The sequence below is a fragment of the Aquimonas voraii genome, assembly GCF_900101825.1.
In the GTDB taxonomy this organism is placed as follows: Bacteria; Pseudomonadota; Gammaproteobacteria; order Xanthomonadales; family Xanthomonadaceae; genus Aquimonas; species Aquimonas voraii.
Map to the genome: position 1 here is coordinate 83,918 of NZ_FNAG01000012.1, position 24,148 is coordinate 108,065.

Annotated in this window: 15 protein-coding genes; 11 read left to right on the plus strand and 4 right to left on the minus strand. The window is 68.8% G+C overall.

What is annotated here, in order from left to right:
- Positions 1 to 70 precede the first annotated feature (70 nt).
- The 5 genes from BLP83_RS15170 to BLP83_RS15190 all read left to right on the plus strand — a co-directional run bounded on the left by BLP83_RS15170 (position 71) and on the right by BLP83_RS15190 (position 9,315).
- A complete protein-coding gene (locus tag BLP83_RS15170) occupies positions 71 to 2,218 on the plus strand; it encodes an alpha/beta hydrolase (RefSeq protein WP_091244649.1) in 2,148 nt (715 codons plus the stop codon).
- Positions 2,219 to 2,242: 24 nt separating this feature from the next.
- On the plus strand, positions 2,243 to 4,117 hold the full coding sequence (locus BLP83_RS15175) for a DUF1302 domain-containing protein (protein WP_091244652.1): 1,875 nt from the start codon (positions 2,243 to 2,245) through the stop codon (positions 4,115 to 4,117).
- 23 nt (positions 4,118 to 4,140) lie between these two features.
- Complete coding sequence (locus BLP83_RS15180) at positions 4,141 to 5,496, plus strand: DUF1329 domain-containing protein (protein ID WP_091244654.1); 1,356 nt, start codon at positions 4,141 to 4,143, stop codon at positions 5,494 to 5,496.
- Between the two features lie 188 nt (positions 5,497 to 5,684).
- Positions 5,685 to 6,806 carry a WD40/YVTN/BNR-like repeat-containing protein gene (locus tag BLP83_RS15185; protein WP_091244656.1) on the plus strand — a complete coding sequence of 374 codons (1,122 nt, stop codon included), beginning with the start codon at positions 5,685 to 5,687 and terminating at the stop codon, positions 6,804 to 6,806.
- A 25-nt stretch (positions 6,807 to 6,831) separates the two neighbouring features.
- Positions 6,832 to 9,315 carry an efflux RND transporter permease subunit gene (locus BLP83_RS15190; RefSeq protein WP_091244659.1) on the plus strand — a complete coding sequence of 828 codons (2,484 nt, stop codon included), beginning with the start codon at positions 6,832 to 6,834 and terminating at the stop codon, positions 9,313 to 9,315.
- A gap of 273 nt (positions 9,316 to 9,588) precedes the next feature.
- Here BLP83_RS15190 and radC read toward each other — a convergent pair whose 3' ends face one another.
- Entirely contained in the window at positions 9,589 to 10,263 is a 675-nt protein-coding gene (gene radC, locus BLP83_RS15195; protein ID WP_091244661.1) for a RadC family protein, read from the minus strand.
- Positions 10,264 to 10,381: 118 nt separating this feature from the next.
- Between radC and coaBC the strand changes: the two genes are divergently transcribed.
- Genes coaBC through BLP83_RS19290 form a run of 3 tightly spaced genes read left to right on the plus strand, consistent with a single transcriptional unit; the run spans position 10,382 to position 14,435 of the window.
- Complete coding sequence (gene coaBC / locus BLP83_RS15200) at positions 10,382 to 11,593, plus strand: bifunctional phosphopantothenoylcysteine decarboxylase/phosphopantothenate--cysteine ligase CoaBC (RefSeq protein WP_091244665.1); 1,212 nt, start codon at positions 10,382 to 10,384, stop codon at positions 11,591 to 11,593.
- Positions 11,590 to 12,054, plus strand: coding sequence for a dUTP diphosphatase (gene dut, locus BLP83_RS15205; protein WP_091244668.1), 465 nt, complete (start codon positions 11,590 to 11,592; stop codon positions 12,052 to 12,054). Before coaBC ends, dut begins: the two co-directional genes overlap by 4 nt.
- A gap of 53 nt (positions 12,055 to 12,107) precedes the next feature.
- Positions 12,108 to 14,435, plus strand: a complete 2,328-nt coding sequence (locus BLP83_RS19290) for a phosphomannomutase/phosphoglucomutase (protein ID WP_091244671.1) — start codon at positions 12,108 to 12,110, stop codon at positions 14,433 to 14,435.
- A 395-nt stretch (positions 14,436 to 14,830) separates the two neighbouring features.
- Here the strand turns inward: BLP83_RS19290 and BLP83_RS15215 are convergent, their stop codons facing one another.
- Positions 14,831 to 18,178 (minus strand): S8 family serine peptidase, encoded by a 3,348-nt coding sequence (locus BLP83_RS15215; protein WP_091244673.1) that lies wholly within the window; start codon positions 18,176 to 18,178, stop codon positions 14,831 to 14,833.
- Between the two features lie 368 nt (positions 18,179 to 18,546).
- Between BLP83_RS15215 and waaA the strand changes: the two genes are divergently transcribed.
- From waaA to BLP83_RS15230, 3 genes are all read left to right on the plus strand, one after another.
- A complete protein-coding gene (gene waaA, locus BLP83_RS15220) occupies positions 18,547 to 19,875 on the plus strand; it encodes a lipid IV(A) 3-deoxy-D-manno-octulosonic acid transferase (protein ID WP_342670449.1) in 1,329 nt (442 codons plus the stop codon).
- A gap of 79 nt (positions 19,876 to 19,954) precedes the next feature.
- Entirely contained in the window at positions 19,955 to 21,181 is a 1,227-nt protein-coding gene (locus BLP83_RS15225; protein WP_091244679.1) for a GGDEF domain-containing protein, read from the plus strand.
- Positions 21,178 to 21,621 (plus strand): CoA-binding protein, encoded by a 444-nt coding sequence (locus BLP83_RS15230; RefSeq protein WP_091244682.1) that lies wholly within the window; start codon positions 21,178 to 21,180, stop codon positions 21,619 to 21,621. Before BLP83_RS15225 ends, BLP83_RS15230 begins: the two co-directional genes overlap by 4 nt.
- A gap of 60 nt (positions 21,622 to 21,681) precedes the next feature.
- On the opposite strand, the gene BLP83_RS15235 is transcribed toward BLP83_RS15230, so the two are convergent.
- Together BLP83_RS15235 and BLP83_RS15240 are read right to left on the minus strand one after the other, a co-directional pair.
- Positions 21,682 to 22,083 (minus strand): SirB2 family protein, encoded by a 402-nt coding sequence (locus BLP83_RS15235; protein ID WP_091244685.1) that lies wholly within the window; start codon positions 22,081 to 22,083, stop codon positions 21,682 to 21,684.
- 168 nt (positions 22,084 to 22,251) lie between these two features.
- Positions 22,252 to 23,466, minus strand: a complete 1,215-nt coding sequence (locus BLP83_RS15240) for an NnrS family protein (RefSeq protein WP_091244688.1) — start codon at positions 23,464 to 23,466, stop codon at positions 22,252 to 22,254.
- Positions 23,467 to 24,148 lie beyond the last annotated feature (682 nt).

Genomic DNA, 24,148 nt, shown 5'->3' on the forward strand with positions numbered 1-24,148 from the left:
TTGCCATCCTTAATCGCGGCTGGCTACAGTACCGGAGCACCACCTCCCGATAACCAGAAAGGACACCAACATGCAGGCTCGATTGACCCTGGCATTGGCGCTGTCGGCTTCGCTGCTCGCAGGCTGCAGCGGTTCCTCCAATAGCCCACGCGCGGTGCCGGTGACGCCGGCGACCAACAACAACGGCACGCCGGTGGCGGGCGTCATCACCGCCCGTTTCGATCCTGCTGCTGGCGTGGTTCCCACGCCCAACAACCTGCTGCTGTCGGGCACCACCGACCTCACCCTGAACATTCCGGTCCAGGGCGGTGAGGCCTCGACCAACTTCGCCGACCCGCAGGTCGCGATCAATACGCTGGACGGCTGGAGCACCACGGCACCGTGGTCGTTCTCGTTCAGCGACGCACCCAATGCCGCCTCGGTGGTGCCGGGCCAGAGCGTGCGCGTGTTCGAAGTCGTGCTGAGCGGGCCGGGCGGCGCGGTCACCCGCGTGGTGCGCGAGCTGACCGCCGGCGTCGATTTCGCCACTGCGCCGCAGAGCAGCGATGCCACCGGCCGCAGCTGGGCGATCGTGCCGCTGAAGCCGCTGAAGCAGCTGACCTCCTACATGGCGGTGCTGACCAACGGCATCCGCGACAGCCGCGGCAACGACACCACGCCTTCGCAGACCTACTTCCTCGCCAAGCGCACGGCGCCGCTGTGCGCTGCCGGCGCCAGCACCGACCCGCTGCTGCCGGCCTCGACCGCCTGCGCGCTCGAGCCCGTCCGCCAGCTGACCAACGCCCAGCTGGCCGCGGCCGCTTCAGCCGGCGTCAACCGCGATTCGGTGGTGCTGAGCTGGGTCGCCACCACCCAGAGCATCACCCCGGTGCTGCAGGCGGTGCGCTCGATCGCGCAGCCGGGTGCGGTCATCGTCGCGCCCTCGGGCCTCAACACTTCGATCGCCGGCCTGCCGCCGATCGCCGACATCTACATCGGCACCTTGCGCGTGCCCTACTACCTGTCGGCGCCGAGCCAGGCCAACCCGACCGCGCCGCTCAACACCTTCTGGCGTGCGGCGCCGGGCGCTTACGTGGCGCCCTTCAATGCTGCCGGCCTGAACCCGACCTCGCGCAACATCACCTTCGCCAATCCGATCCCGGTGGCGACCGGCAACGAAAACATTCCGGTGCTGATGACCGTGCCGAACGCCGCTTCCGGTCGCACCAAGCCGGCCGCGGGCTGGCCGGTGGTGATCTTCCAGCACGGCATCACCCGCAACCGCAGCGATGCGCTGGCGATCTCCGCGACCATGGCGGCGCAGGGCTTTGCGGTGGTGGCGATCGACCTGCCGCTGCACGGCCTGCCGGCCAGCAACCCGCTGGCGATCGGCAACACGCCCTTCGGCGCGGTCGCCCGCGAGCGCACCTTCGGCGTCGACTACATCAACAACACCACGGGTGCGGCCGGCCCGGATGGCGTGGCGGATGACTCCGGCGCGCACATGATCAACCTGAGTTCGCTGCTGACCTCGCGCGACAACCTGCGCCAGGGCGTGGCCGACCTGTTCGTGCTGACCAAGACCCTGCCGAACATCGACCTCGATGCCAACGGCGCGGGTGACCTCGATGCCTCGCGCGTGGCCTATGTCGGCCAGTCGCTGGGCGCCATCGTCGGCACCTCCTTCCTGGCGCTCGAGCCGACCGTCAACGTCGGGCTGCTGTCGGTGCCGGGCGGCGGCATCGCCCGCATGTTGGAAGCTTCACCGACCTTTGGTCCGCGCATCCGCGCCGGCCTGGCGGCCGCGGCCGGCCTGCAGCCGGGCACGCCGTCTTACGACCAGTTCTTCGGCGCGACGCAGCAGATCATCGATTCGGCCGACCCGGTGAACTACGGCTTCGCCTCCGCCACCGACGCCATCGTCGTGCACGAGGCTGTGGGCAACGGCAGCAACGTGCTGCCCGACCAGGTCATCCCGAACCGCGTGACGGGTGCGCCGCTGTCCGGCACCGAGCCGCTGATTGCCGCGCTGGGCCTGCCGGCCATCACCGCCACCACCCAGGCCGCGAACGGTGTGCGCGGTGCGGTGCGCTTCACCGCGGGTGACCACGGCTCGCTGCTGAGTCCGACCGCCTCGGCTGCCGCCACCGCCGAAATGCAGGGCCAGATGGCCAGCCTGATCGTCTCGGCCGGCCAGGCCGTGCAGGTCACCAACACCTCCGTCATCCGCACGCAGTAAGCGAACACCTCAAGGGACATCACCATGACCAAGATCCACACGCATGTCCGCGCGGGCCGTCCGCTGCTGCTGCGCGCGCCGATGGCGCTCGCGGTGGGCGCCGCTCTGCTGGCCGGCTCCGCGCACGCGGCGGAGTTCAGCCGCGGCGACTTCACGATGAGCATCGACACCACGCTGACCTACGGCGCCTCCTCGCGCATGGAGGACCGCAACAACGATCTCGTCGGCAAGATCAACCTCGACCCGACTCTCGGCGCCCGCGTCACCGCCCTGCAGCAGCAGAACCGCTGGGCCGAGGCGCAGGCGCTGGCGGCCTCGGCACCGGGCCGCTTCTCGGTCAACTCCGACGACGGCAACCTGAAGTACGAGAAGGGCGACCTGATCTCCAACGCCCTTGGCATCACCTCTGAAATCAGCATGAACTGGACCAATTGGGGCGCCTTCGTGCGCGCCACCGGCTTCTACGATTTCGAGACGATGGACCGTGACGACATCAGCGATGCCGCCAAGGACCGCATCGGCCGCCGCGCGCGCCTGCTGGACGCCTTCGTCTACCGCGACTTCATCATCGCCAACGACATCAGCGGCAACTTCCGCTTCGGCCGCCAGGTGGTGAGCTGGGGCGAGAGCACCTTCATCCAGGGTGGCATCAACGTCGTCAACCCGGTCGACGTGTCGCGCTTGCGCGTGGCCGGCGCCGAGCTCAAGGAAGCCTTCCTGCCGGTCAACTCGATCTGGGCATCCTTCAGCCTGACCGAGAACCTCTCGCTGGAAACCCTGTACCTGCTGGAGTGGTCGGAAACCGAAGTCGAGCCCTCGGGCACCTACTTCGCCAACAACGACTTCGGTCTGACCGGCGGCGAGTTCGTGATGCTGAACTTCGGCCTGGTTGACGAGCCGGCGAACTTCGGCGTCTGTCGCACCACGCCCGCGGCCGACCCGCGCTGCGGCGCGGCCTTCCCGCGCGCCAACGACCGCGAGGCGCGCGACCTCGGCCAGTACGGCCTGGCCCTGCGTTACTACGCTTCCGAACTGGGCGACACCGAGTTCGGCCTGTACTACCTGCGCTACCACAGCCGCCTGCCCTTCGTGTCCGGTACCTCGATCACCAGCGCCAACCCGACCTCGGGTCGCTACTTCATCGAGTACCCCGAGGACATCAACCTCTACGGCCTGAGCTGGAACACCAACATCGGCACCATCGCCTTCCAGGGCGAGATCAGCTACCGCGACAACGCACCGCTGCAGATCGACGACGTCGAGGTCCTGTTCGCCGGCCTGTCGCCGCTGAATCCGCTGATCCAGGAGCCCTTCCTGCGCTTCCGCAGCCGCTTGGGCCAGTTCGGTCCCGGCGAATACCTCAAGGGCTGGGAGCGTCACGAGATCAGCCAGCTGCAGTTCACCCTGACCAAGGCCTTCGGCCCCGGCAACTTCCTGGGCGCCGACCAGATCGCCACCGTCGGCGAGTTCGGTGCGACCAAGGTGTGGGACCTGCCGGATCTGGAGATCCTGCCCTACCAGGGCGACGGCACCGACACCGGCTGCGGCCCCGACTGGATCAGCGGCGGTGGCCGCAACCCGCTCAACGCCTGCGACGGCTTCGCCACCTCGTTCTCCTGGGGCTACCGCCTGGCTGCGCGCGCCGACTACAACAGCGTCGGCGGCAGCACCTGGAACATCTCGCCGCGCATCGCCTTCAACCACGACGTCAACGGCACCACCCCGGGCGCGGGCGGCAACTTCATCAAGGGCCGCAAGTCCTCGACGGTGGGTGTGGAAGGCAACTACCTCAACAAGTGGGTTCTGGACCTGTCCTACACCTCGTTCTGGGGCGGTGGCATCTACAACCTCACCAGTGACCGTGACTTCGTGGCGGTCTCCGCCAAGTACCTCTTCTGATCCCCGCCAGGAGGAATCGCACCATGCGCAAGTTCACCACCACCGCCCTGGCCATCGCCGCGCTGACTTTCAGCGCCGGTGCGCTGTCGGCGGTCAGCGCCGAGCAGGCCGCCCGCCTGGGCAAGGACCTGACTCCGGTCGGCGCCGAGAAGGCCGGCAACGCGGCCGGCACCATCCCGGCCTGGGAGGGTGGCATCACCGCCCCGCCGGCCGGCTACACGGTCGGCGACCACCACCCCGATCCGTTCGCCGCGGACCGTCCGCTGTTCAGCATCACCCCGGCGAACTACAAGGAGCATGCGGACAAGCTGACCGTCGGCCAGCAGGCCATGTTTGAGCGCTACCCGAGCTTCCGGATGGATGTCTATCCGACCCGTCGTTCGGCTTCGTTCCCGCAGCGCACCTATGACTTCACCATCAAGAACGCCACCACCGCGCAGCTGGTGGCGGATGGCGACGGCGTCGAGAACGCAGCGGAAGGCATTCCCTTCCCGATCCCGCAGAACGGCCAGGAAGTCATCTGGAACCACAAGATGAAGTACAAGGGCGTGTCCAGCGCCCGCTGGGCCAACCAGGCGGCGGTGACCGCCAACGGCCAGTACAACCTGGTGCGCATCCGCGAGGAGTTCCTCGGCCTGTACTACAAGCCCGGCAACACCATCGCCGACATCAACAACATCCTGCTGTACTTCTACCAGGTGGTGGAGAGCCCGGCGCGTCTGGCCGGCCAGGTGCTGCTGGTGCATGAAACCCTGAACCAGCAGGCGCAGATCCGCCAGGCCTGGGTCTACAACCCCGGCCAGCGCCGCGTCCGCCGCGCCCCCAACGTCGCCTACGACAACCCGGGCACCGCCTCCGACGGCCTGCGCACCAACGACATGACCGACATGTTCAACGGTGCGCTCGACCGCTACGACTGGAAGCTGGTCGGCAAGAAGGAGATGTACATGCCGTACAACTCCTACAAGGCGCACAGCGACGAGGTGAAGGTCGCCGACCTGATCCGCCCGAACCACCTGAACCCCGATCACCTGCGCTACGAGCTGCACCGCGTGTGGGTGGTCGAGGCGACGCTCAAGGAAGGCCAGCGCCACATCAACCCGCGCCGTACCTTCTACGTCGATGAGGACAGCTGGCAGATCCTGGTGCTCGACCACTACGACAGCCAGGGCGCGCTGTGGCGCTATTCCGAAGCGCCGTCGGTGAACTACTACGAGGTGCCGGTGTTCTGGACCACGCTGGAAACCCACCACGACCTCAAGTCCGGTCGCTACATCGTCAGCGGCCTGGACAACGAGGACGGCATGGTCGACTTCTCGCACCAGAGCACGCCCGACAGCTACTCGCCGCAGAATCTGCGCGCGCGCGGCGTGCGTTGATCGCGGCGGCTGCGCCCGCCCCGTTGAGCGCTCCACCCTCGGCCAGCCGCGACCCCAGGGTCGCGGCTGGCCGCGTTTTGGCCGTCATACTTGGGGCCTGCACGGGAGGGGGGCTTGCCATGGCCCGTCCCGTATGAACACGAGCCCGCACGCGCAGGACGCCGTGCGATGAAAGGAGGCAACCGTCCATGAATCGAGTCCTGCCGGCGTTGATCGCCGCACTGTGTTTCGGCCTGCCCTGTGCGCAGGCGCAAACCGCGTCGCCCGGGCCGACACAGCCGCTCGCCGAGATGCAGCCCTTGGCCTTGCGCGAGGCCTTGGTGCTGGATTTCGCCGAGGCTGCCAATCGCGCGATCGCGGTGGGCGAGCGCGGCCACATCGCGGTCTCCGAGTCCCGCAGCGACTGGCGACAGGTCGAAGGCGTGCCGACCCGGGCGACGTTGACCGCGGTCACTGCGATCGGCGAGCGCGCCTGGGCGGTGGGCCACGACGGCACCATCCTCGGCAGTCGCGACGGCGGCCTGACCTGGTCCGTCCAGCGCGTCGATGTCTGGGCACCGCTGGCGGAGGATGACTTCGATGCCGAGTTCGATCCCACCCAGGGCGCGCCACTGCTGGATGTGATCGCCCTCGATGCCGACCATGTGATCGCGATCGGCGCCTACAGCCTGATGCTGGTGACCCGCGACGGAGGAAGCAGCTGGCAGCGCGTGGATCCGAATGCCGGCGCGCGCGCCGAGGCCGCGGTCGCCGATGCGGCCCCGGGTGCCGACGCCGCCGAAGTGGACGAGGACGACTGGACGATGTCCGAGGAGTCGCTGGTCCTCGAAGACGAGGCCGAGCCTCACCTCAATGGCATCGCCCGCACTCCCGACGGCACCCTGCTGGTGGTTGGCGAGCGCGGTTCCGCCTACCGTTCGCTGGACGGGGGCGAGAGCTGGCAGCGCATGCGCCTGCCCTACGACGGCTCGATGTTCGGAGTGCTGGCGCTGGGGCCGGCGCACCTGCTGGCCTATGGATTGCGCGGCAACGTGCAGGAAACCTTCGACGGTGGCGAAAGCTGGCTGCAGCCGGACTCAGGCAGCCTGCTGAGCCTGCAGGGCGGCAGCGTCCTGCCCGACGGCTCGGTGCTGCTGGTGGGTTCGAACGGCGTGGTTCTGCATCGCCCGTCCGGCGCCCTCGAGTTCCAACGCTCCACCTTCGTCAATGACAGACAGGAATCCCCCGTGCTGTCGGCGGTGCTACCCCTGTCTGCCCGCGAGTTCGTGCTTGCCGGCGAGAAGGGCATCAGCCGCTTCTCGATGCAGTGACCGCAGCGCCTGACCGGATGACCCCATGAGCAAGCCTTCCTTCTTCCATCGTGGCGCCGAGGCCCTGGTGTTCGGCGCACGCCCCCTGGTGCTGGCGCTGTTCGCCGTGCTGACCGTGGTGATGCTGTATTTTGCCACCCAGCTGCGCGTCGATGCGGGCTTCAAGAAGCAGATCCCGCTCGAACACGAGTACATGCAGACCTTCCTGCAGTATGAGCAGGACTTCGGCGGCGCCAATCGCGTGCTGATCGCGGTGATGGCGAACGACGGCGACATGTTCGACCAGGAATTCTTCAAGGTCATGGAGCAGGTGACCGCCGAGGTCATCGCGATCGACGAGACCGACGACGCGCGCGTCCGCTCGATCTTCACTCCGAACGTGCGTTTCGTCGAAGTCGTCGAAGATGGCTTCGCTGGCGGCAACGTCATCCCGCCCGAGTTCACACCCAGCCTTCAGGGTTGGACGGCTACACAGCAGGACTTCGACACCGTCCGCGACAACATCGTCAAGGCCAATATCGTGGGCCGCCTGGTGGCGCGCGACTTTTCCGGGGCCATGGTCTGGGCTGACCTGATCCCCGAGAGCGAGCAGAACAAGCTCGACTACCAGAAGGTCGCGGCCGAACTCGAAGCGATCCGCACCCGCCATGAGAACGCCGACTACACCGTGCACATCATCGGCTTCGCCAAGGTGGTCGGCGACATTTCCGATGGCGCCAAGTCGGTGGTCACCTTTTTCGGCGTGGCGATCGCCCTGACCTTCGTGTTGCTCTGGTGGTACGCCGGCAGCTTCCGCCTGGCCGGCTGGACCGTGCTGGCGGCGCTGGTGGCGGTGGTCTGGATGCTGGGCGCCCTGCGTCTGCTGGGCTTCGGCATCGATCCCATGAACATCCTCACGCCCTTCCTGATCTTCGCGATCGGCGTCAGCCACGGCGTACAGATGATCAACTCGTGGCTGTCCGAGCGCCTGTTCGGCGGTGCCGAAGGCGATGTCGCCGCGCTGACCGCCTCGCCGGGAGTCGATTCGCTGGATGCGGCCAAGCGCACCTTCCAGCGCCTGCTGGTGCCGGGTTCGATCGCCCTGCTCTCCGACTGCATCGGCTTCGTCACCATCCTCTTCATCAACATCCGCATCATCCAGGAGCTGGCGATCACCGCCTCAGTGGGCGTGGCGATCATCATCTTCACCAACCTGATCCTGCTGCCGGTGTTGCTGTCCTACACCGGCTTCGGCAGGCGTTACGAGGGCTACCGCGCCAAGCGCATCGCCAAGGCCGGCAAGCCGCATCCGATCTGGGCCGCGATCGGCAGCTTCTCGCGGCCGCTGCCGGCGGCGGCTGCCATCGTCGCCTGCGTCATCATCGGCGTGCTGGCCTGGGGCAAGGCGCAGCAGATGCAGATCGGCGACAGCGAGGCCGGTGTGCCCGAACTGCGGCCTGATTCGCGTTTCAACCGCGATGCCGCGGCTATCAGCCAGGCGTTCTCGCTGGGCGTGGATACCCTGTACGTCATCGCCGAGGCGCGGCCCGATGCCTGCACGCTGAGCTACCCCAGCATGGAGCTGATCGATCGTTTCAGCTGGCACATGCAGAACGTCGAGGGCGTGCAGCAGGTGATGTCGCTGCCGGTGGCGGCGAAGATCGTCAACGCCGGCTGGAACGAAGGCAACAGCCGTTGGCGCGTGCTGCCGCGCGACTCCGATCAGCTGCGCGTCGCCACCCAGGGCTTCGAGACCGACTCCGGCCTGCTGAACGCCGACTGCAGCGCGATCCCGGTGATGCTGTTCCTCGCCGATCACAAGGCCACCACCATCCAGCGCGTCCTGGATGCCGTGAAGAGCTTCCGCGAACAGAATGATGCCTGGTTCCCCGGTACCAACCTGCGCCTGCAGCTGGCCGAGCAGCGCGATGCGGCGGAAGCCGCGGGCGAGGAGTTCGTCAGCCACCAGGTGAATCTGCGCCTCGCCACCGGCAATGCCGGCGTCATGGCGGCAACCAACGAAGTGGTTGCAGCGCAGCAGCTGCCGATGATGCTGTGGGTGTACGCGGCGGTGATCGTGCTGTGCCTGCTGACCTACCGCAGCCTGATGGCGACGCTGTGCATCGTCATCCCGCTGGCCCTGGTCTCCATCCTTGCCAACGCGCTGATGGCGCAGATGAACATCGGTCTGAAAGTGAACACCCTGCCGGTGGCGGCGCTGGGCGTCGGTATCGGCGTCGACTACGCGATCTACATCTACAGCCGCATGCGCGAGTTCCTCGACGAGGGCGCGAGCCTCTACCAGGCCTACATCAAGGCGCTCAAGCTGACCGGCAGCGCGGTGCTGTTCACCGCGGTGACCTTGGCCATCGGCGTCGGCACCTGGATGTTCTCGGCGCTGAAGTTCCAGGCCGACATGGGCATCCTGCTGAGCTTCATGTTCCTGGCCAACATGGTTGGCGCGATCGTGCTGATGCCGGCCCTGCTGCGCTGGCTGACCCGGCCGAAGCTGAGGGCCGCGGATCAGTGATGGAAAGCGGGATTGGGCAGTCGGGATTCGGGATTCGTCAGCAGCCCGGCTGATCCCGCCCACCGGCACGATGTACTTCACACACCCGCCCGCAAGGGCGGGTGTGTGCTTTTGTAAGGTGCCGCAGTGGGTCCCGGTTGGCGCCCTCTTCGAGACGCGACGACGGACCTACCTTCGGTCGAATCCCCCCGGCCCTCGCGCATAGCGCTCGGGCGTTCGCCAGCGCACGCGGCATGCCGCGTAAGCGCGCCGGCTCACCCCCAATCCCGGCTCTCAAATCATCCCCCGAGCCGCGAACGAATAGGGCTCGCCTTCGCCGACGATGAAGTGGTCGAGCACGCGCACGTCGATCAGGGCCAGCGCGTCCTGCAGGCGGCGGGTGATCTGGCGGTCCGCGGCCGAGGGTTCGGCGACGCCGCTCGGATGGTTGTGGCCGAAGATCACCGCGGCCGCGTTGTGGGCGAGACAGCGCCGCACCACCTCGCGCGGGTGCACCTCCGAGCCATCAATGGTGCCGCGGAACAGCTCCTCGAAGGCCAGCATGCGGTGGCGGCTGTCGAGGAACATGCAGGCGAACACTTCATGCGGCGCACGCTGCAGGCGCTGGCGGAACAGCAGCCCGGCGCTGCGTTCGTCGCTGATGGCGGGTCCGCGCTGCAGCTGCGCGCTCAGGCAGCGCGCGCCGAGTTCGTGTGCGGCCAGCAGCAGGGCGACCCGCGCCGGCCCCAGGCCCTGCTCGCGCAGCAGGGCCTCGGTGCCCTGCGAGGCAAGTGCCCCCAGGCTGCCGTGACGGGCGATCAGGCCACGCGCGCAGGCGACGGCATCCTTGCCGGCCACGCCGGAGCCGAGGAACAGGGCCAGCAACTCGGCATCGCCCAGCGCCTGCGCGCCGCGCTTCAACAGCTTCTCGCGGGGGCGCTCGGCCTCCGGCCAATGACGGATGGACATACGGGCGTGGTCTCCTTGCGAACCGCGCCAGCCTGCCGGGTCCGCGCGCGTTCCGCCTGCCGGAGAGCGTGGCCCTTTCGGGTAATCTATCGGCCGTTTTCGGGGTAGGACTTCTCCTGTGACCGCAGCATCCTCCGCGCGGCGCATTCTGCTGGGCGTTTCCGGCGGCATCGCCGCCTACAAGTCGGCTGAACTGGTGCGCCTGCTGCGCGCCGGCGGCGCCGAGGTCCAGGTGGTGATGACTGCCAGCGCCCGCCAGTTCATCGGTCCGCTCACCCTGCAGGCGCTCTCCGGGCATCCTGTCCGCGATTCGCTCTGGGACGCCGCCGCCGAGGCGGCGATGGGGCATATCGAACTGGCCCGCTGGGCTGATCTGATCCTGTTGGCGCCTGCCACCGCCGACCTGCTCGCGCGGCTCGCCCAGGGGCGTGCCGATGATCTGCTGACCACGCTCTGCCTCGCCTCGGATCGCCCGCTGTGGCTGGCGCCGGCGATGAACCGGCTGATGTGGGCACATCCGGCCACGCAGGCGAACATGGAACTTCTGCGCGCCCGCGGCGCGCAGGTGCTCGGCCCCGGTGTGGGCGCGCAGGCCTGCGGAGAGACCGGCGAGGGGCGCATGCTCGAACCTGCCGACATCGCGACGGCTGCGCTCGCCGCGCTGGCCCCGCGGGTGGCGGGGCTGGCCGGGCGGCGCCTGCTGATCAACGCCGGGCCGACCTACGAGGACATCGACCCGGTGCGCTTTCTCGGCAACCGCAGCTCGGGAAAGATGGGCTTCGCCCTGGCCGAAGCCGCGGCGGCCTCCGGCGCCGAAGTCACCTTGGTGGCCGGTCCCGTGGTGCTGCCGACGCCCCCCGGGGTGGAGCGCATCAACGTGCGTTCGGCGGCGCAGATGCGCCAAGCCGTGCTGGATCGCCTAGACGGCATGGACGTCTTCATCGCCGCCGCCGCGGTGGCCGACTACCGGCCGCGCGAATGCGCCGAGCAGAAGATCAAGAAATCGGCGGAGGCGTTCAGCATCGACTGCGTGCGCAATCCCGACATCGTCGCCGAGGCCGCCGCGCGTCAGATTCGGCCGCTGGTGGTCGGCTTCGCCGCCGAAACCCGTGAGGTTGAGGCCTACGCCCGCGACAAGCTGGAGCGCAAGGGCCTCGATCTCATCGCCGCCAACGATGTCGCCGCACCGGGGCTGGGCTTCGAAAGCGAGAGCAATGCCCTGACCGTGCTGTGGAAGGGCGGTCGCGCGCGCATCGAGACCGCGCCCAAGGCCGATGTGGCCCGTCTTTTGCTGGAGATCATCGCGGAGCGGCTGGGAGGCCGGCGATGAGTGCGCCGGTGCCGGTGGCCCTGCGCGTGCTGGACGCGCGTCTCGGCAGCGAATTCCCGCTGCCGGAGTATGCGACCGCCGGCGCGGCGGGGCTGGACCTGCGCGCCATGGTCGAAGCGCCGCTCAGCCTGCAGCCCGGCGAGTCGGTCCTGGTGCCTTCGGGGATTGCGATACATTTGAACGATCCGGGGCTGTGCGCCGTCGTGCTGCCGCGCTCGGGGCTGGGGCACAAGCAGGGACTGGTGCTGGGCAACCTGGTGGGGCTGATCGACTCGGACTATCAGGGGCCGCTGATGATCAGCCTGTGGAACCGCAGCGCCCAGGTCTGTCAGGTGGCGCCCGGCGATCGCGTGGCGCAGCTGGTGGTGATGCCGGTGCAAAGGGTGGCGCTGCAGCGCGTCGAGGCCTTCGAGGCCAGCGAGCGCGGAGAGGGCGGGTTCGGTCACACCGGAATCCGTTGAGACGTGGGTAGTGCGGGCGAAGATGCCCGGGGGCGTAGGGGAAGATCTCGGCGATGGCCAAGCGCAGGAAGAAGCAGAAAGAAGCCAAGCAGTTGCCGCCCGAAGTGCTGGCGCTGCGGCGGCCTGCGTATTTCGTGATTGCCCTGCTGGCCCTGGTCGGCGGCCTGCTGATCATCTGGCAGGGTGTGCTGGCGTGGCAGAGCGAACGCGCCGGCCCGCGGCTCGAAACCCTGCGCGAGAGCCTTGCCAGCACCATCAGCGATGACATCGCGGCGCGCACGCGCCGCATCGAGCGCGCCGTCAGCGACCCCTACCTGCGCGCCGATCTCGCCGCGGGTGCGCTGGAGTCGGCCAAAGAGCGCGCCGTACGAGTTTGGAACGATGCCCCCAGCCTGTCGGCCTACAGCCCCAAGCTCGACGAGGTGTTCGAGCAGGACATCGCCGGCTTCGGCTTCAGCCGCCTGCAACTGCTCAACCGTGCGCGTGCCGGCAGTGGCCCGGTGGTCGGCCCCATCGGTCGCGGCACTGCGATCGTCATGGGCATCGCCGCGCCCTCGATTGACGACGGACGGGTGCTGGGCGTGATCCTCGCCGAGTTCCCGGTGCAGTCCTATATCGACATCGTGCGCAATGCCGACCTGCCGGGCGGCTACCTCGACCTGCGCACCGATGCCAGCGTGCTGGTCAGCAGCGGCAACGCGCGGTTGGCGGAGGAAGCGCGGGCCGTGCCGATTGATGGCAGCGGTCTGCTGATGGGCATCGCCACCCCGCCCGTGGTGACCCTGATCCCCTACGACCCGATGATGCAGATGGGCCTGGGTGCGATCGCCATCCTGCTGGGCATCCTGCTGGTCTGGCAGCTGCGCCGCGACCCGAACTTCCACGCCGCGCCGGTGCGCGCCGACGAGCCGACCTTTGCCCAGACCCTGGCCCAGCAGCCGAAGGCCGAGGCCAAGCCAGGCCCGGCCGCGACCTCCGCCACTGCGCCCAAGCCGCGGGCCCAGGTCAACGTCGACCGTTCGATCTTCCGCGCCTACGACATCCGCGGCGTGGTCGGGCAGAGCCTTGATGAGGGCGTGGCCCGGCTGATCGGCCAGGCCGTGGGCAGCCTGATGGCCGAGCAGGGGCTGCGCGAGATCGTGGTCGGCCGCGACGGCCGCCTGTCCGGTCCCGCCCTGTCCGAAGCCCTGATCAGCGGCCTGCGAGCGGCCGGTCGTGATGTCATCGACATCGGCCTGGCACCGACCCCGGTCGTCTACTTCGGCGCCTTCCAGCTCAACACAGGGTGCTGTATTGCGCTGACCGGCAGCCACAATCCGCCGGACTACAACGGCTTCAAGATCGTGGTCGGCGGCGAGACCCTGCACGGTGGCGCCATCCAGGACCTGTACGCGCGGATCGCCGAAGGCCGGCTCAGCGACGGCGGCAACGGCGGCCTGCAGCAGTTCGACATCCTTGACGACTACGTCTCGCGGATCAGCGGCGATGTGCAGCTGGAGCGCCGCCTGCGCGTGGTCGTGGACTGCGGCAACGGCGTCGCCGGGGTGATCGCGCCGGCGGTGCTCGAGGCCATTGGCTGCGAGGTCGAGCCGCTGTACTGCGATGTCGACGGCAACTTCCCGAACCACCATCCCGACCCGTCGGAACCCGACAACCTGCGCGACCTCACGATGATGGTGAAGCGCCTGGGCTTCGATCTCGGCATCGCCTTCGACGGCGACGGCGATCGCCTGGGCGTGGTCTCGGCCGAGGGCGAGAACATCTTCCCTGACCGCCTGCTGATGCTGTTCGCCCAGGACGTGCTGAGCCGCAACCCGGGGGCTGCGATCATCTACGACGTCAAGTGCACCGGGCATCTGGCCGGGCATGTGCTGCGCAACGGCGGCAGCCCGATCATGTGGAAGACCGGGCACTCGCTGATCAAGGCCAAGATGCGCGAGACCGAGGCCGAACTGGCCGGCGAGATGAGCGGTCATTTCTTCTTCCGCGAGCGCTGGTTCGGCTTCGACGACGGCATCTACTCGGCCGCGCGCCTGCTGGAGATCCTCGCCGCCGACGGCCGCGAGCCCACCGAGGTCTTCGCCGAGCTGCCCAAGGGCGTGTCCACGCCCGAGCTCAAGGTCAAGATGGAAGAAGGCGCGCACTACGCCTACATGGACAAGTTCGCGCAGCGCGCCAAATTCGAGGGCGCGAAGCTCGCCACCATCGACGGCATCCGCGCCGACTGGCCCGACGGCTGGGGCCTGGTGCGCTGCTCGAACACCACGCCCTGCCTGGTGCTGCGCTTCGATGCCGACAACGAGGTGGCGCTGGCGCGCATCCAGGAGGCTTTCCGCTCGCAGCTGCTGGCGGTGGACCCGGGGCTGCAGCTGCCGTTCTGAGCCGATACCCCTGTTCGCGGCAGGCGTGGGCGTCCGCGGCGGTGAGGTGCGGACCGCGGTGAACAGCCGAGCTGGCACATCCAGCCAAGGGCACACGCCCTGGGCCGGCGCGTGCGCGCCCTCGCGCTCAATCGCGCTGCCCCGCTCGCGCATGTCTGATGCGTCCGCCTACCCCAGACGTCGATGTCCGAGGGGCTTGATGCTGCCCCCGCGCGATTCACTCCGGCGTGCAGGGCGGCTTTCACTGGCGCAGGGACGTGTTCGATCCGCGGACCGCGCTTGCCGGTGCGCGACAGGTCCCACAGTGCCGAGTCGCGCGCAGCGCAAACGAAGAGGCCGGATGCATGCGCATCCGGCCTCCAGACGAAACCACCTCCTGACTGGAAGTGCTTCCCTTACGGCGTCGACTCGAACCCGTGCTTGAAGATTTCGGGCGTTTGCGAGGCGGCGGCCGGCAGCAGGCACCAGCTGACCACTTGGCCGGTGTCGGCACCGGCATTGTCGCTGACCCGCAGCGACCAGGCGCCGCTGAGCTCGGTGCCGGTGAATGCCGCCAGGGGATTGGCCGGACTGTACTCGGCACCCGGCGTATAGGCGGGGTTGGCATTCGCACAGTTGGACTGGACGCTGAGGGCGGAGCCATCGGCGAGGACGATGTCCATGTTGTCACCGTTGCACCCGTTGGTGGATGCGGGCACGCCGGGGCGATTGACCAGCTCGACCGTGGTGTCGTCCTTGCTCAGCCAGACCCGCAGGTCACCCATCCAGGTGTGGTTGATCTTCAGTCCGAGGCGTAGGCCATCGAGCGCGCCGGTGTTGACGACATTGAGCGTGTCGGTGGCGCCGGTGGCGTTGTTGTCCGGGATGTTGAGGCCCGGCTCGCTGCAGATCAGGTTGCTGGTGGTGAAGCTGCGCACGCTGGAGAGTTCACCGGCACCGCAGCGATTGGTCGCCGACACACGCCAGAAGTACTCGGTGTTCGCGGCCAGCGCATCGAACAGGGTCAGGCTGGTGCCGGGCACCGTGGTGTCGACGATCGGGCTGGTGAACTGGGCGTTGTCGGCCACTTCAATCCGGTAGCTGGTGGCGCCGGGAATGGCATCCCAGCTGAGGCTGGGACGCAGCGGCTGGTCGACGGCGCCCTGGGCGGGAGCCGCCAAGCCGACCGCGACCGGCGCGGCCGCATCGACCGGCACGTTCACTGTGCGGGTCTTGGTCGAGGCGGGGAAGCCCGGACCGTTGGACGCCGCGGTGATGTCGAAGCTGAAGGTGCCGGAAGGCAGGCTGCCGGTGTTTCCGATCGCCAGCGTGCTGGTGGCGGCTGGCGTCGCCGGGGTCAGCGGGTTGACCGAGAAGCTGCCGGTGAGACCCGCCGGAAGCGTCGAGTGGCTGAGCGTCAGCGGGTCGCTGAAGCCCTCGAAAGCGGTGGCGCCGATGCTGAGATTGATGGGCTCGCCCGCGCAGATGCCAGCACTGGCACCGCTGGTGCCGAGGATGAAGTCCGGCTCGGTCAGGCCCAGCAGCTTGCCGGTGGCGGACAGCGCGAAGGGCTGCGGACCCTGGGCGACCTGGATGCCGCGCACGCGTACGACATAGCTGCCGGTGGCGGGCGTCGGCAGCTCGATGTTGTGCACGTTGTTGCGATCGTCATAGTCGACGGTGCTGGTATCCGCGACCGGATTGGGATTGGTCAGGCCGCCGCCGGCCGGCAGCTTCTGCGTCCAGATCTGACCGTCCGGGGTTTCGACCTCAAGACGCAGCTGGTTGACGCCATGCGGGTTGGCGTTCACCAGGGCCGGCGCGTCATGCCACACCAGGGTGACGATCAGCGGTGCGCCGGCTTCGACCGCCAGCATTTCGGTGTAGACATCGCCGGTTTCCAGGCCAGCAGTCTGATCGTCCAGCCAAAGGCCGCGCGCGTCCTCGTGGAAGTACAGGCTGCGGTCGAGGTTGATCCGGCCCCAGCCCTGCGATTGGCTGGGCGCGCCACCGGTCGTGCCGGTGCCGGTGATCTCCTGCGCGCCGTTGATCATGATCGCCTTGATCAGGGCGGCCGAGGGCGTCGGCAGGGCGTGGTCGGGGTTCTCGATGCCGCTCGGGTAGAAGCCGCGCTGCAGGTACTCGCGCACCAGGGCCGAGAGGCCGGCGGCGGTGGGCGTCGCCATCGAGGTGCCGCTCATGGTGGCGGTGCCACAGGCGGTGCGCGAGGCGGAGACGATGCTGCCGCCCTGGGCGGTCATGTCCGGCTTGAGGCGGCGGTCCTGAGTCGGGCCGCGCGAAGAGAAGTCCGACATCGCGTCACCGCCGGTCCCGCGGTCGTTGCTGCCGATCGAGAACACGTTCTTGGCGTTGCCGGCCGCGCCGACGTCAGCGCCGGGGCCGCAGCCCGCCCTGCCGCCCAGGCCGCCGCTGTTGCCGGCGGCGACCAGCACTGCCAGCTGCGGATGCTCCCAGACCACCGCATCGGCATCGCGGGTGGTGGCGCGGTACTCGACCTGGCAGTCGGCGATGCACGCGCCCAGCGAGTTTCGGCAGGACGAGCCCCAGGAGTTGTTGTGGGTGCGCGCGCCGTTGGCATAGGCCGTCGCCGCGGCGTGGAAGATCGTTCCGCCGCCGCTGTTCAGGTACTGCAGGCTGGCGCCCATTTCCTGCGAGATCAGCTTGGCGCCCGGCGCCGTGCCGTCGAGATCGGTCAGGCCGCCGGGGCTGGTGCGGGTGTCGCAGTCCACCGCGCCGGTTGCCGGATTGTTGCCGGTAATCGTGGCCATGACGTGGGTGCCGTGGCCGTGGCCGTCGGCCGGCGCGCCCGTGGTGCTGCCGTCCCACTTGTAGTGGGCGCCGATCTTGCGGTGGTTGAAGTCGGGGGTGATGCTCGGGCAGCCGGCGCCGGAGGCGCAGATCGAGGTGACCGGTTGGCCGAAGGTCGCGTCGGCGAACGAGCAATGTGTCGCGTGCAGGCCGGAATCGGCGGCGGCAACGATCTGGCCGCAGCCGAACAGCCCGTTCTCGAAGGCCGGCATCGAGCCCGCCACCGGCGTCTGTTGGCCGCTCTGGTGCAGCCAGCCGGCCTGTGAGTTCATCAGCTCGTTGGGCCAGCGCAGGCTGACCGTGGCGACTTCCGGATTCAGCGCCAGCGCCTGCACGGCGTCAGCCAGCGCGCTGCGCTCGAAGCCCACCACGATGCGCTCGTGGTCGAAGCCCTGTTCGGTCAGCTTGTAGGACAGGCCAGGGGTCGAGAGCAGGGCACTGCGGCTGCGCGTGCTGTCGATCCCCGGATGCAGGGCAATGCTCAGCTCTTCGACGCCGGCCTCGGTCGAGATCGACACGCCTTTGCCGCCAGCCAAGGTGTTGGCGATGTCGTTGGCGAGGTTGATGTCGAGCTTCCACACCGGCAGATAAGCGCCAGTCCAAAGCACGCCGGGCAGCGCCTTGACGCGGGCCTCGGTGGTCGTGTCCATCCGCACGAGGTAGGCGTAGTGCGGGGCATAGCCAAGAATCTGCACGCCCTGCGCCTGCAGCGCGCGGCGCTGCGCGGCGCGGATCGGCGCATCGAACTTGACGATGCGGAACGGCGAGTTCGCGTCGGCATTGCCCAAGGAGCGCAGGGCCTCATGGGCGAGCTTCAAGTCGCCCGTGCAGACATCGAGCGTCGCCGCATCGAACGAAACCTGACAGCGCTTGCCGTCCTCTGCGGCATAGCTGACCAACGGAAGCAGCAGCAGGCCTGGAATCCAGAATCGCATGTGTTTTTCTCCCCCGACCGGGCGGTCCCGGCCCCAGTGATGCAGCAGTGGCAATCGTGCGAACTGCACGCGCAGACGCCAGATCCGCGGCACTGCCCAGGGGCAGGCGTCGCAGAACGCGAGCAAGGTGATCGATGCGGCAATGGTCCCTGCGCTGGCGCTGGCGGACGCTGACTGGCGTCGCCGACCGGGCTCCCCCACGGATTCCGGCTGCGAGGGCGAGGATAACAGCGCGCGCCTTCACAGGCACTTCACCAAGCGTGAGCCGCCGCGCGCTTTCGACAAGGCATGGCCCCGCCGGAGGCCGGGTGCCCGCCACCCCCTGCTATCCTGCCGCGCCCCGCCCGCGGCCTTGAGGCCAGGACCTCATGCGCGCCATGCGCCTGCTCTACACGCTCGCCATGTACCTGCTGACGCCGCTGATCTTCTATCGGCTGCTGGCGCGCGGGCTGCGCATGCCCGGCTACCACGCACGCTGGCGCGAGCGTTTTGGCCATTTCAAGCCGCCGGGCTTCGAACGCAGCATCTGGGTGCATGCGGTGTCGGTGGGTGAGGTCAACGCCGCGGCGCCGCTGGTGGAAGCCCTGCGTCGCCGCTATGCCAACCTGCCCTTCGTGCTGACCACGGTGACGCCCACCGGCTCGGACCGCGTGCGCCAGCTCTGGGGGGATGACGTTTTCCACGTCTACCTGCCCTATGACCTGCCGGGCTCGGTGCGACGCTTCCTCGCCGCCACCCGCCCGCAGCTGGCGGTGGTGATGGAGACCGAGATCTGGCCCAACCTGTTCCTGTCCTGCGAGGCCGCCGGCATCCCGGTGGTGGTCGCCAACGCCCGCCTGTCCGACAAGTCCCTGCGCGGCTACGGGCCGGTGCGGCCGATCATCCGCGCGGCGATCCGCAGCGCGCGCTTTGTCGCCGCGCAGTCGCAGCAGGATGCCGACCGCTTCCTCAGCCTCGGCGCGCGTCCGGATCGCCTGCGCGTGGTCGGCAACCTCAAGTTCGACCTGCAGGTGAAGCCCGAGCTGTTCACCGCCGCCGCCGAAGCCCGCCTGCGCTGGGGCGCGCAGCGCCCGGTATGGATCGCCGCCAGCACCCACGAAGGCGAGGAGCATGCGGTGATCGAAGCCCACTCGCGCCTGCTGAACCGCTTTCCCGACGCCCTGCTGCTGGTTGCGCCGCGCCATCCCGAGCGCTTCAAGCCGATGGTCCAGCTCTGCCGCAGCTATGGCTTCGCCACCCGCACCCGCAGCGAGGACGACGAGCCCGATGCGCACAGCCAGTGCTTCGTCATCGACACCCTGGGCGAGCTGGTCAACTTCATCGCCTGCGCCGATGTCGCCTTCGTCGCCGGCTCGCTGGAGGCGATCGGCGGCCACAACGTGCTGGAACCCGCGGCGCTGGGCGTGCCCGTGGTCGTGGGGCCGCACACCTTCAACTTCGAGGAAGTGACCGATCTGCTGCTTGAGCAGGGTGCCGCCCTGCGTGTGGTCGATTCGGAAGACCTCTCGCGCACGCTGCAGGCCCTGCTGGCCGATCCAGCGCGGCGGATGCAGATGGGTGAGGCCTGCAAGCGCACCGTTGGCCACGAGCGCGGCGCGGTCGAGCGCACCCTGGAGGTCATCGGCCGCGTGCTGCGCGGCGAGACCGAGCCGGGCGCCGACGCCAGCGACAGCCGCCCCGGGCTGCGCGGGCGCTGAGGCTGCGGGCTCGCGCCCGCGACTCGCCCAGCCCCGGGCCCGCGCCTAGAATGCGGGCGCCCCCCTTTGGCCGCGGCCCATGCTCGACTGGCTGACCCTGGATGCCCGGACCCTGCTGCAGGTCTCCCTGCTGCTGGTGCTGTTGAACGCCGCCGCGTTCGCTCTGCTGCTACCCAGCCTAGCCGATGCGCTGAGGCCGAGTGCGCGCAGCTGGGGTCTGGGCATCGCCCTGCAGTGGCTGGGAGGGCTGGTCTTCGCCTACGAAGCCGCGCTCGCTGACATCCTGCCGGTCGCGGTGCTGGCCGCCTTCCCCCACTTGGCGGCGCTGGCGGGCATGAGCCTTTACGTCCATGCGCTGCGACGTTTCAACGGCCTCCGCTTCCACTGGCCGCAGGCCCTGCCTGGCCTCGCCTGCGGTCTTGGCATCGTGGGCGCCACGGTGCTCGACGGCGGGCTCGCGACGCGCATCCTGTTCACTTCGCTGGGGCTGGCCGTGCTGCTGTTGATGGGCCTGCGCCTGCTCAGCATGGACACGCCGCTGGCACCCCGAGTCAGCCGCCGCGTGCTGCGTCTGGCCCTCGCCACGCTTGCATTCGCTGTCGCGGTGCGGGCGGTCTACGTGATCTTCGAGCCGCCGCAGGTGTCCGCCCTGGTCGAAATCGGCCAGGGCCCCCTGGTGCTGCAGCTGCTGCTGATGTGCGCGCTGCCATTGGTTGGAACCAGCGCATTCTTCGCGATGTGCTCGGAGCGCGTGCGCCTCGGCTGGGAATCGGCGGCCTCCACGGATTTCCTCACCGGGCTGCCGAACCGCCGCAGCCTCGTCGATGCGGCGCAGCTGGCCATCCGCCAGACGCGTGAGCGAGGTGGCAGGCTCACGCTCACGATTCTCGACGTTGACCACTTCAAGCGGCTCAACGACCGCTTCGGCCACGCCGTCGGCGATTTCGCCCTCGTGCATCTCGCCGACCGCTTGCGCGCGCTTTGCGCCGAGCACGACCTGCCGGCGCGCGCCGGCGGCGAAGAGTTCTGCCTGCTGTCGTGCGGCAGCACGCCAGAGGCGGTGGCCGAGCGACTCAGCCGACTGCAGCGCGCACTCCATGACGAGCCCCTCGATTGGCAGGGCCAGCGGATCGAACTCAGCTTCTCGGCGGGCGTCGCCGGACTGGAGGCCGGCGACGGCGGCTTCGACAGCCTGCTCGGACGCGCCGACCAGGCCCTGTACGCCGCCAAACAGCAGGGCCGCCAGCGTGTGCTGATCGCCCGACCGCCCGGCCCGCAGGCCGAACTGGCCTGGGAGACCGCATGAACAGGCTGTCGGAGTCTCCCGATGACCGCGAACTGCAGGCCTGGCTGCGCGGCATGCACCGCATCGCCGTGCTCGGCATCAAGACTGAAGCCGCCTCCGCACAGCCCGCCTATTACGTGCCCGAAGCCCTGCAGCGCGCGGGCCTCGAGATCGTTCCGGTGCCGGTGTACTACCCCGAGGCCACCCGGATCCTGGGGCAGCCGGTGTACCGCCGCCTGCAGGAGGTTCCCGGGCGCATCGATCTGGTCTGCGTGTTCCGTCGCCCGCAGGATCTTGCCGCCCACCGCGACGACCTCATCGCTGCCGGTCCGCGCGGCGTCTGGCTGCAGTCCGGCATCCGTGACGAGGTTTTTGCCGCGCAGCTGCGTACCGCCGGCATCGACGTGGTGCAGGACCGCTGCCTGATGGTCGAGCACCGGCGGTTGCTGGGCGCGCGGTAGCGGCCTTGGCACCGCCTGCCGTGCACGCTTCCAGGCGATGGCAGTGGCAGGTGGATCCGATTAGCCGAGCCAGGCGCTGAACACGCCCCAGGGCTGGTGCGCCCGCGCCACCGTGTACATGAAGCCGAAAGTGGCCAGCGCGGCGAGATACCAGGCCCAGCGCTGCGCCGCGGTTCGCGCGCGCCCCAGCGCCATGACCCCGAGCACGATGTAGAGCACCAGCAGCACCAGCTTGGTGGCGAGCCAGGGCGTGGTGAACGGGTTCAGCTTCAGCACCACCAGCAGCATCAGCGCTGCGGTCAAGAGCGCCGAGTCGATGGTGTAGCTCAGATAGCGCACGGCCGCGGCATTGGCCCAGCGCTGGCCCAGCAGCACCAGCAGGCCGCGCAGGGCGAACAGGCTGCCGCTGAGCAGCACGAGGCCGATGTGGGCGGCTTTGATCTGTGGGTAGAGTTCGAGCATCTGGAGCCGGGATTTTGGATTCGGGATTGGGGATTCGGAGTGCCGTGCTGGCGTGCGGGCCTGAGGCTTCTTCTGCCTGCCGAATGGAAAGGATGAGGTGGAAGCGGAGTCCATGCTGGGCCAGGGCCCACCCTATGCGCGCAGGTGGAATTGGATGATGCGGCCGCCTCAGCCGGGCCGGCCATCCGCGCGCGGCCGCAGGTAGATCCATAGCGAGCGTGCGACCCAGGGCAGGAACACCAGCAGCCAGCCCAGCGCCGCCGCGCGATACCAGTCCATCGGCGATGCCACCAGCTCGCCGACCACCCGCAGCACGGCGACCGCCTGCATGCCGATGAAGGCGAACAGGGCGACCCTGCCCAGCACCAGCGGCCGACCCGAATGGCCCTGCGTCACCCGCGTCACCATCGCCACCAGCAGGCTGCCGAACAGGCCGATCGACAGCGCGTGCACCGGCGCGCGGCCGAGCGCGAACTCGCCGGTCCAGAACATCCACAGGCTCTGCGCGGCGTACAGGGCCATCGCGACCGGCAGCCAGGCATAGCCGACGAACAGCACCCGCAGCAGGCCGGGCATCGGCCCGCGCGGCCACCAGCGCCAGACGCTCAGGGCTGCGAGCGCGAACAGCGGCAGATCGACCAGCCACAGCCAGACGTGGCCGTGCACCAGCTCCAGCGCCAGATGCGCCAGCCACAGCGGCCACTGCGCCGCCAGCAGCCACAGCGGCCGCCAGGGCGCATAGCCCGGCACCACGTTGGCGGCGAAAAAGGGGAACATCCGGTGCGCTACCGTCGCATACACCGGCAGCAGCAGGCCGAAGCTGCCGAGCTTGATCACCACATAGGCCAGCCGCGCGTCGCCGGTGTGCAGGTAGACGGCGAAGCACAGCAGGCCGGCGAAGCCGATCACCAGCGCCGCGAAGCAGCTGGTCGCATGCCAGGTGGTCTGGCGATCACGCAGCAGCACGCTGCCCAGTACCGTGAGCCCCGCGGCCCAGCCCGCGAGCGTGTTGACCACGCCGAGGTGCAGCAGCAGGCCGCTGCCGCTGAACATCGAGGCGAGGCACAGCAGTTGACCGCTGATCATGCCCAGACCCACCGGCACGTAGTGCCAGCGACCGAGTTCGGGCAGGCCCATCCAGCGGGGGAACACGGTGATCAGGAAGCCGAAGAAGAAGCTCGGCAGCACCTGGTACTGCAGGATGAAGGCGTGCATCCAGCCAGCCGGCACGCTGCCTGCGGGCAGGGCGGCAGGGTTCATCAGCCACAGGGTCCACCAGGCCATGGCGGCCAGCACATTGGCCGCACCGACGAAGAACAGCAGCCGATGCGGCGCGGCCGACAGGGTGCGGGCGAGATCGGCGGGGAGCGTGAGGGTGTTCATGGGCGCAGGATGCCCGTGGCGCGCGGGGAGCGCGCTGATCTGCGTCAGCCGATGCGCGTTGGCCCCTCTCCCCGCGGGGGAGGGGTTGGGGAGGGGGCTGGGCGAAGCGTTTGCTTCGTGCCTTGCCGTGCGTTGTGACTTGGCTCATGGCTGATGTGGCGCCAGCGCTTTCGTCGCTCCGAGCGAAAAGCACGAGCAAGAGCTTTCGGTCAGCCCTGCGGGCTGCCCGACCTCGGTGCAGTCATAGGGTGGGCCCTGGCCCACCATGAGCTCCACGCTCGCCTCGGTTTCCCTTTGTGGTCGAGAGCGAAGAGCAAGAGCTTTCGGTCCGTCCTTCGGCCGGCCCGACCTACTTCTCTTTGCGTGGCCACTGCGCCGCAGGAGCGGCGCGAACGCCGAAGGCGGCCCCGGAGGGGCGGAGGGCAGGAAGCCCGGAGTCAAGAGAAGTAGGCAAGAGAAAGGCCACCCCGCGTCCGCGCCCCCTGCGCATCCCTGCGCAGAGGGTCCGCGTGAGTCCGCGGGTGTTCGTGGACAGTGCATCCCTGCACTGTCACGAACATCGCCGGCCTCCCTGCCGGCGCCCCTTCGGGCTGATCCACGGCCTCCCGTCGCTCCCGAGGGGCCCCGTGGAAAGCGCGGGCTCCTGCCCGCAAGAGCCAAAGCGAGGAGCGAGAAGCGAGAA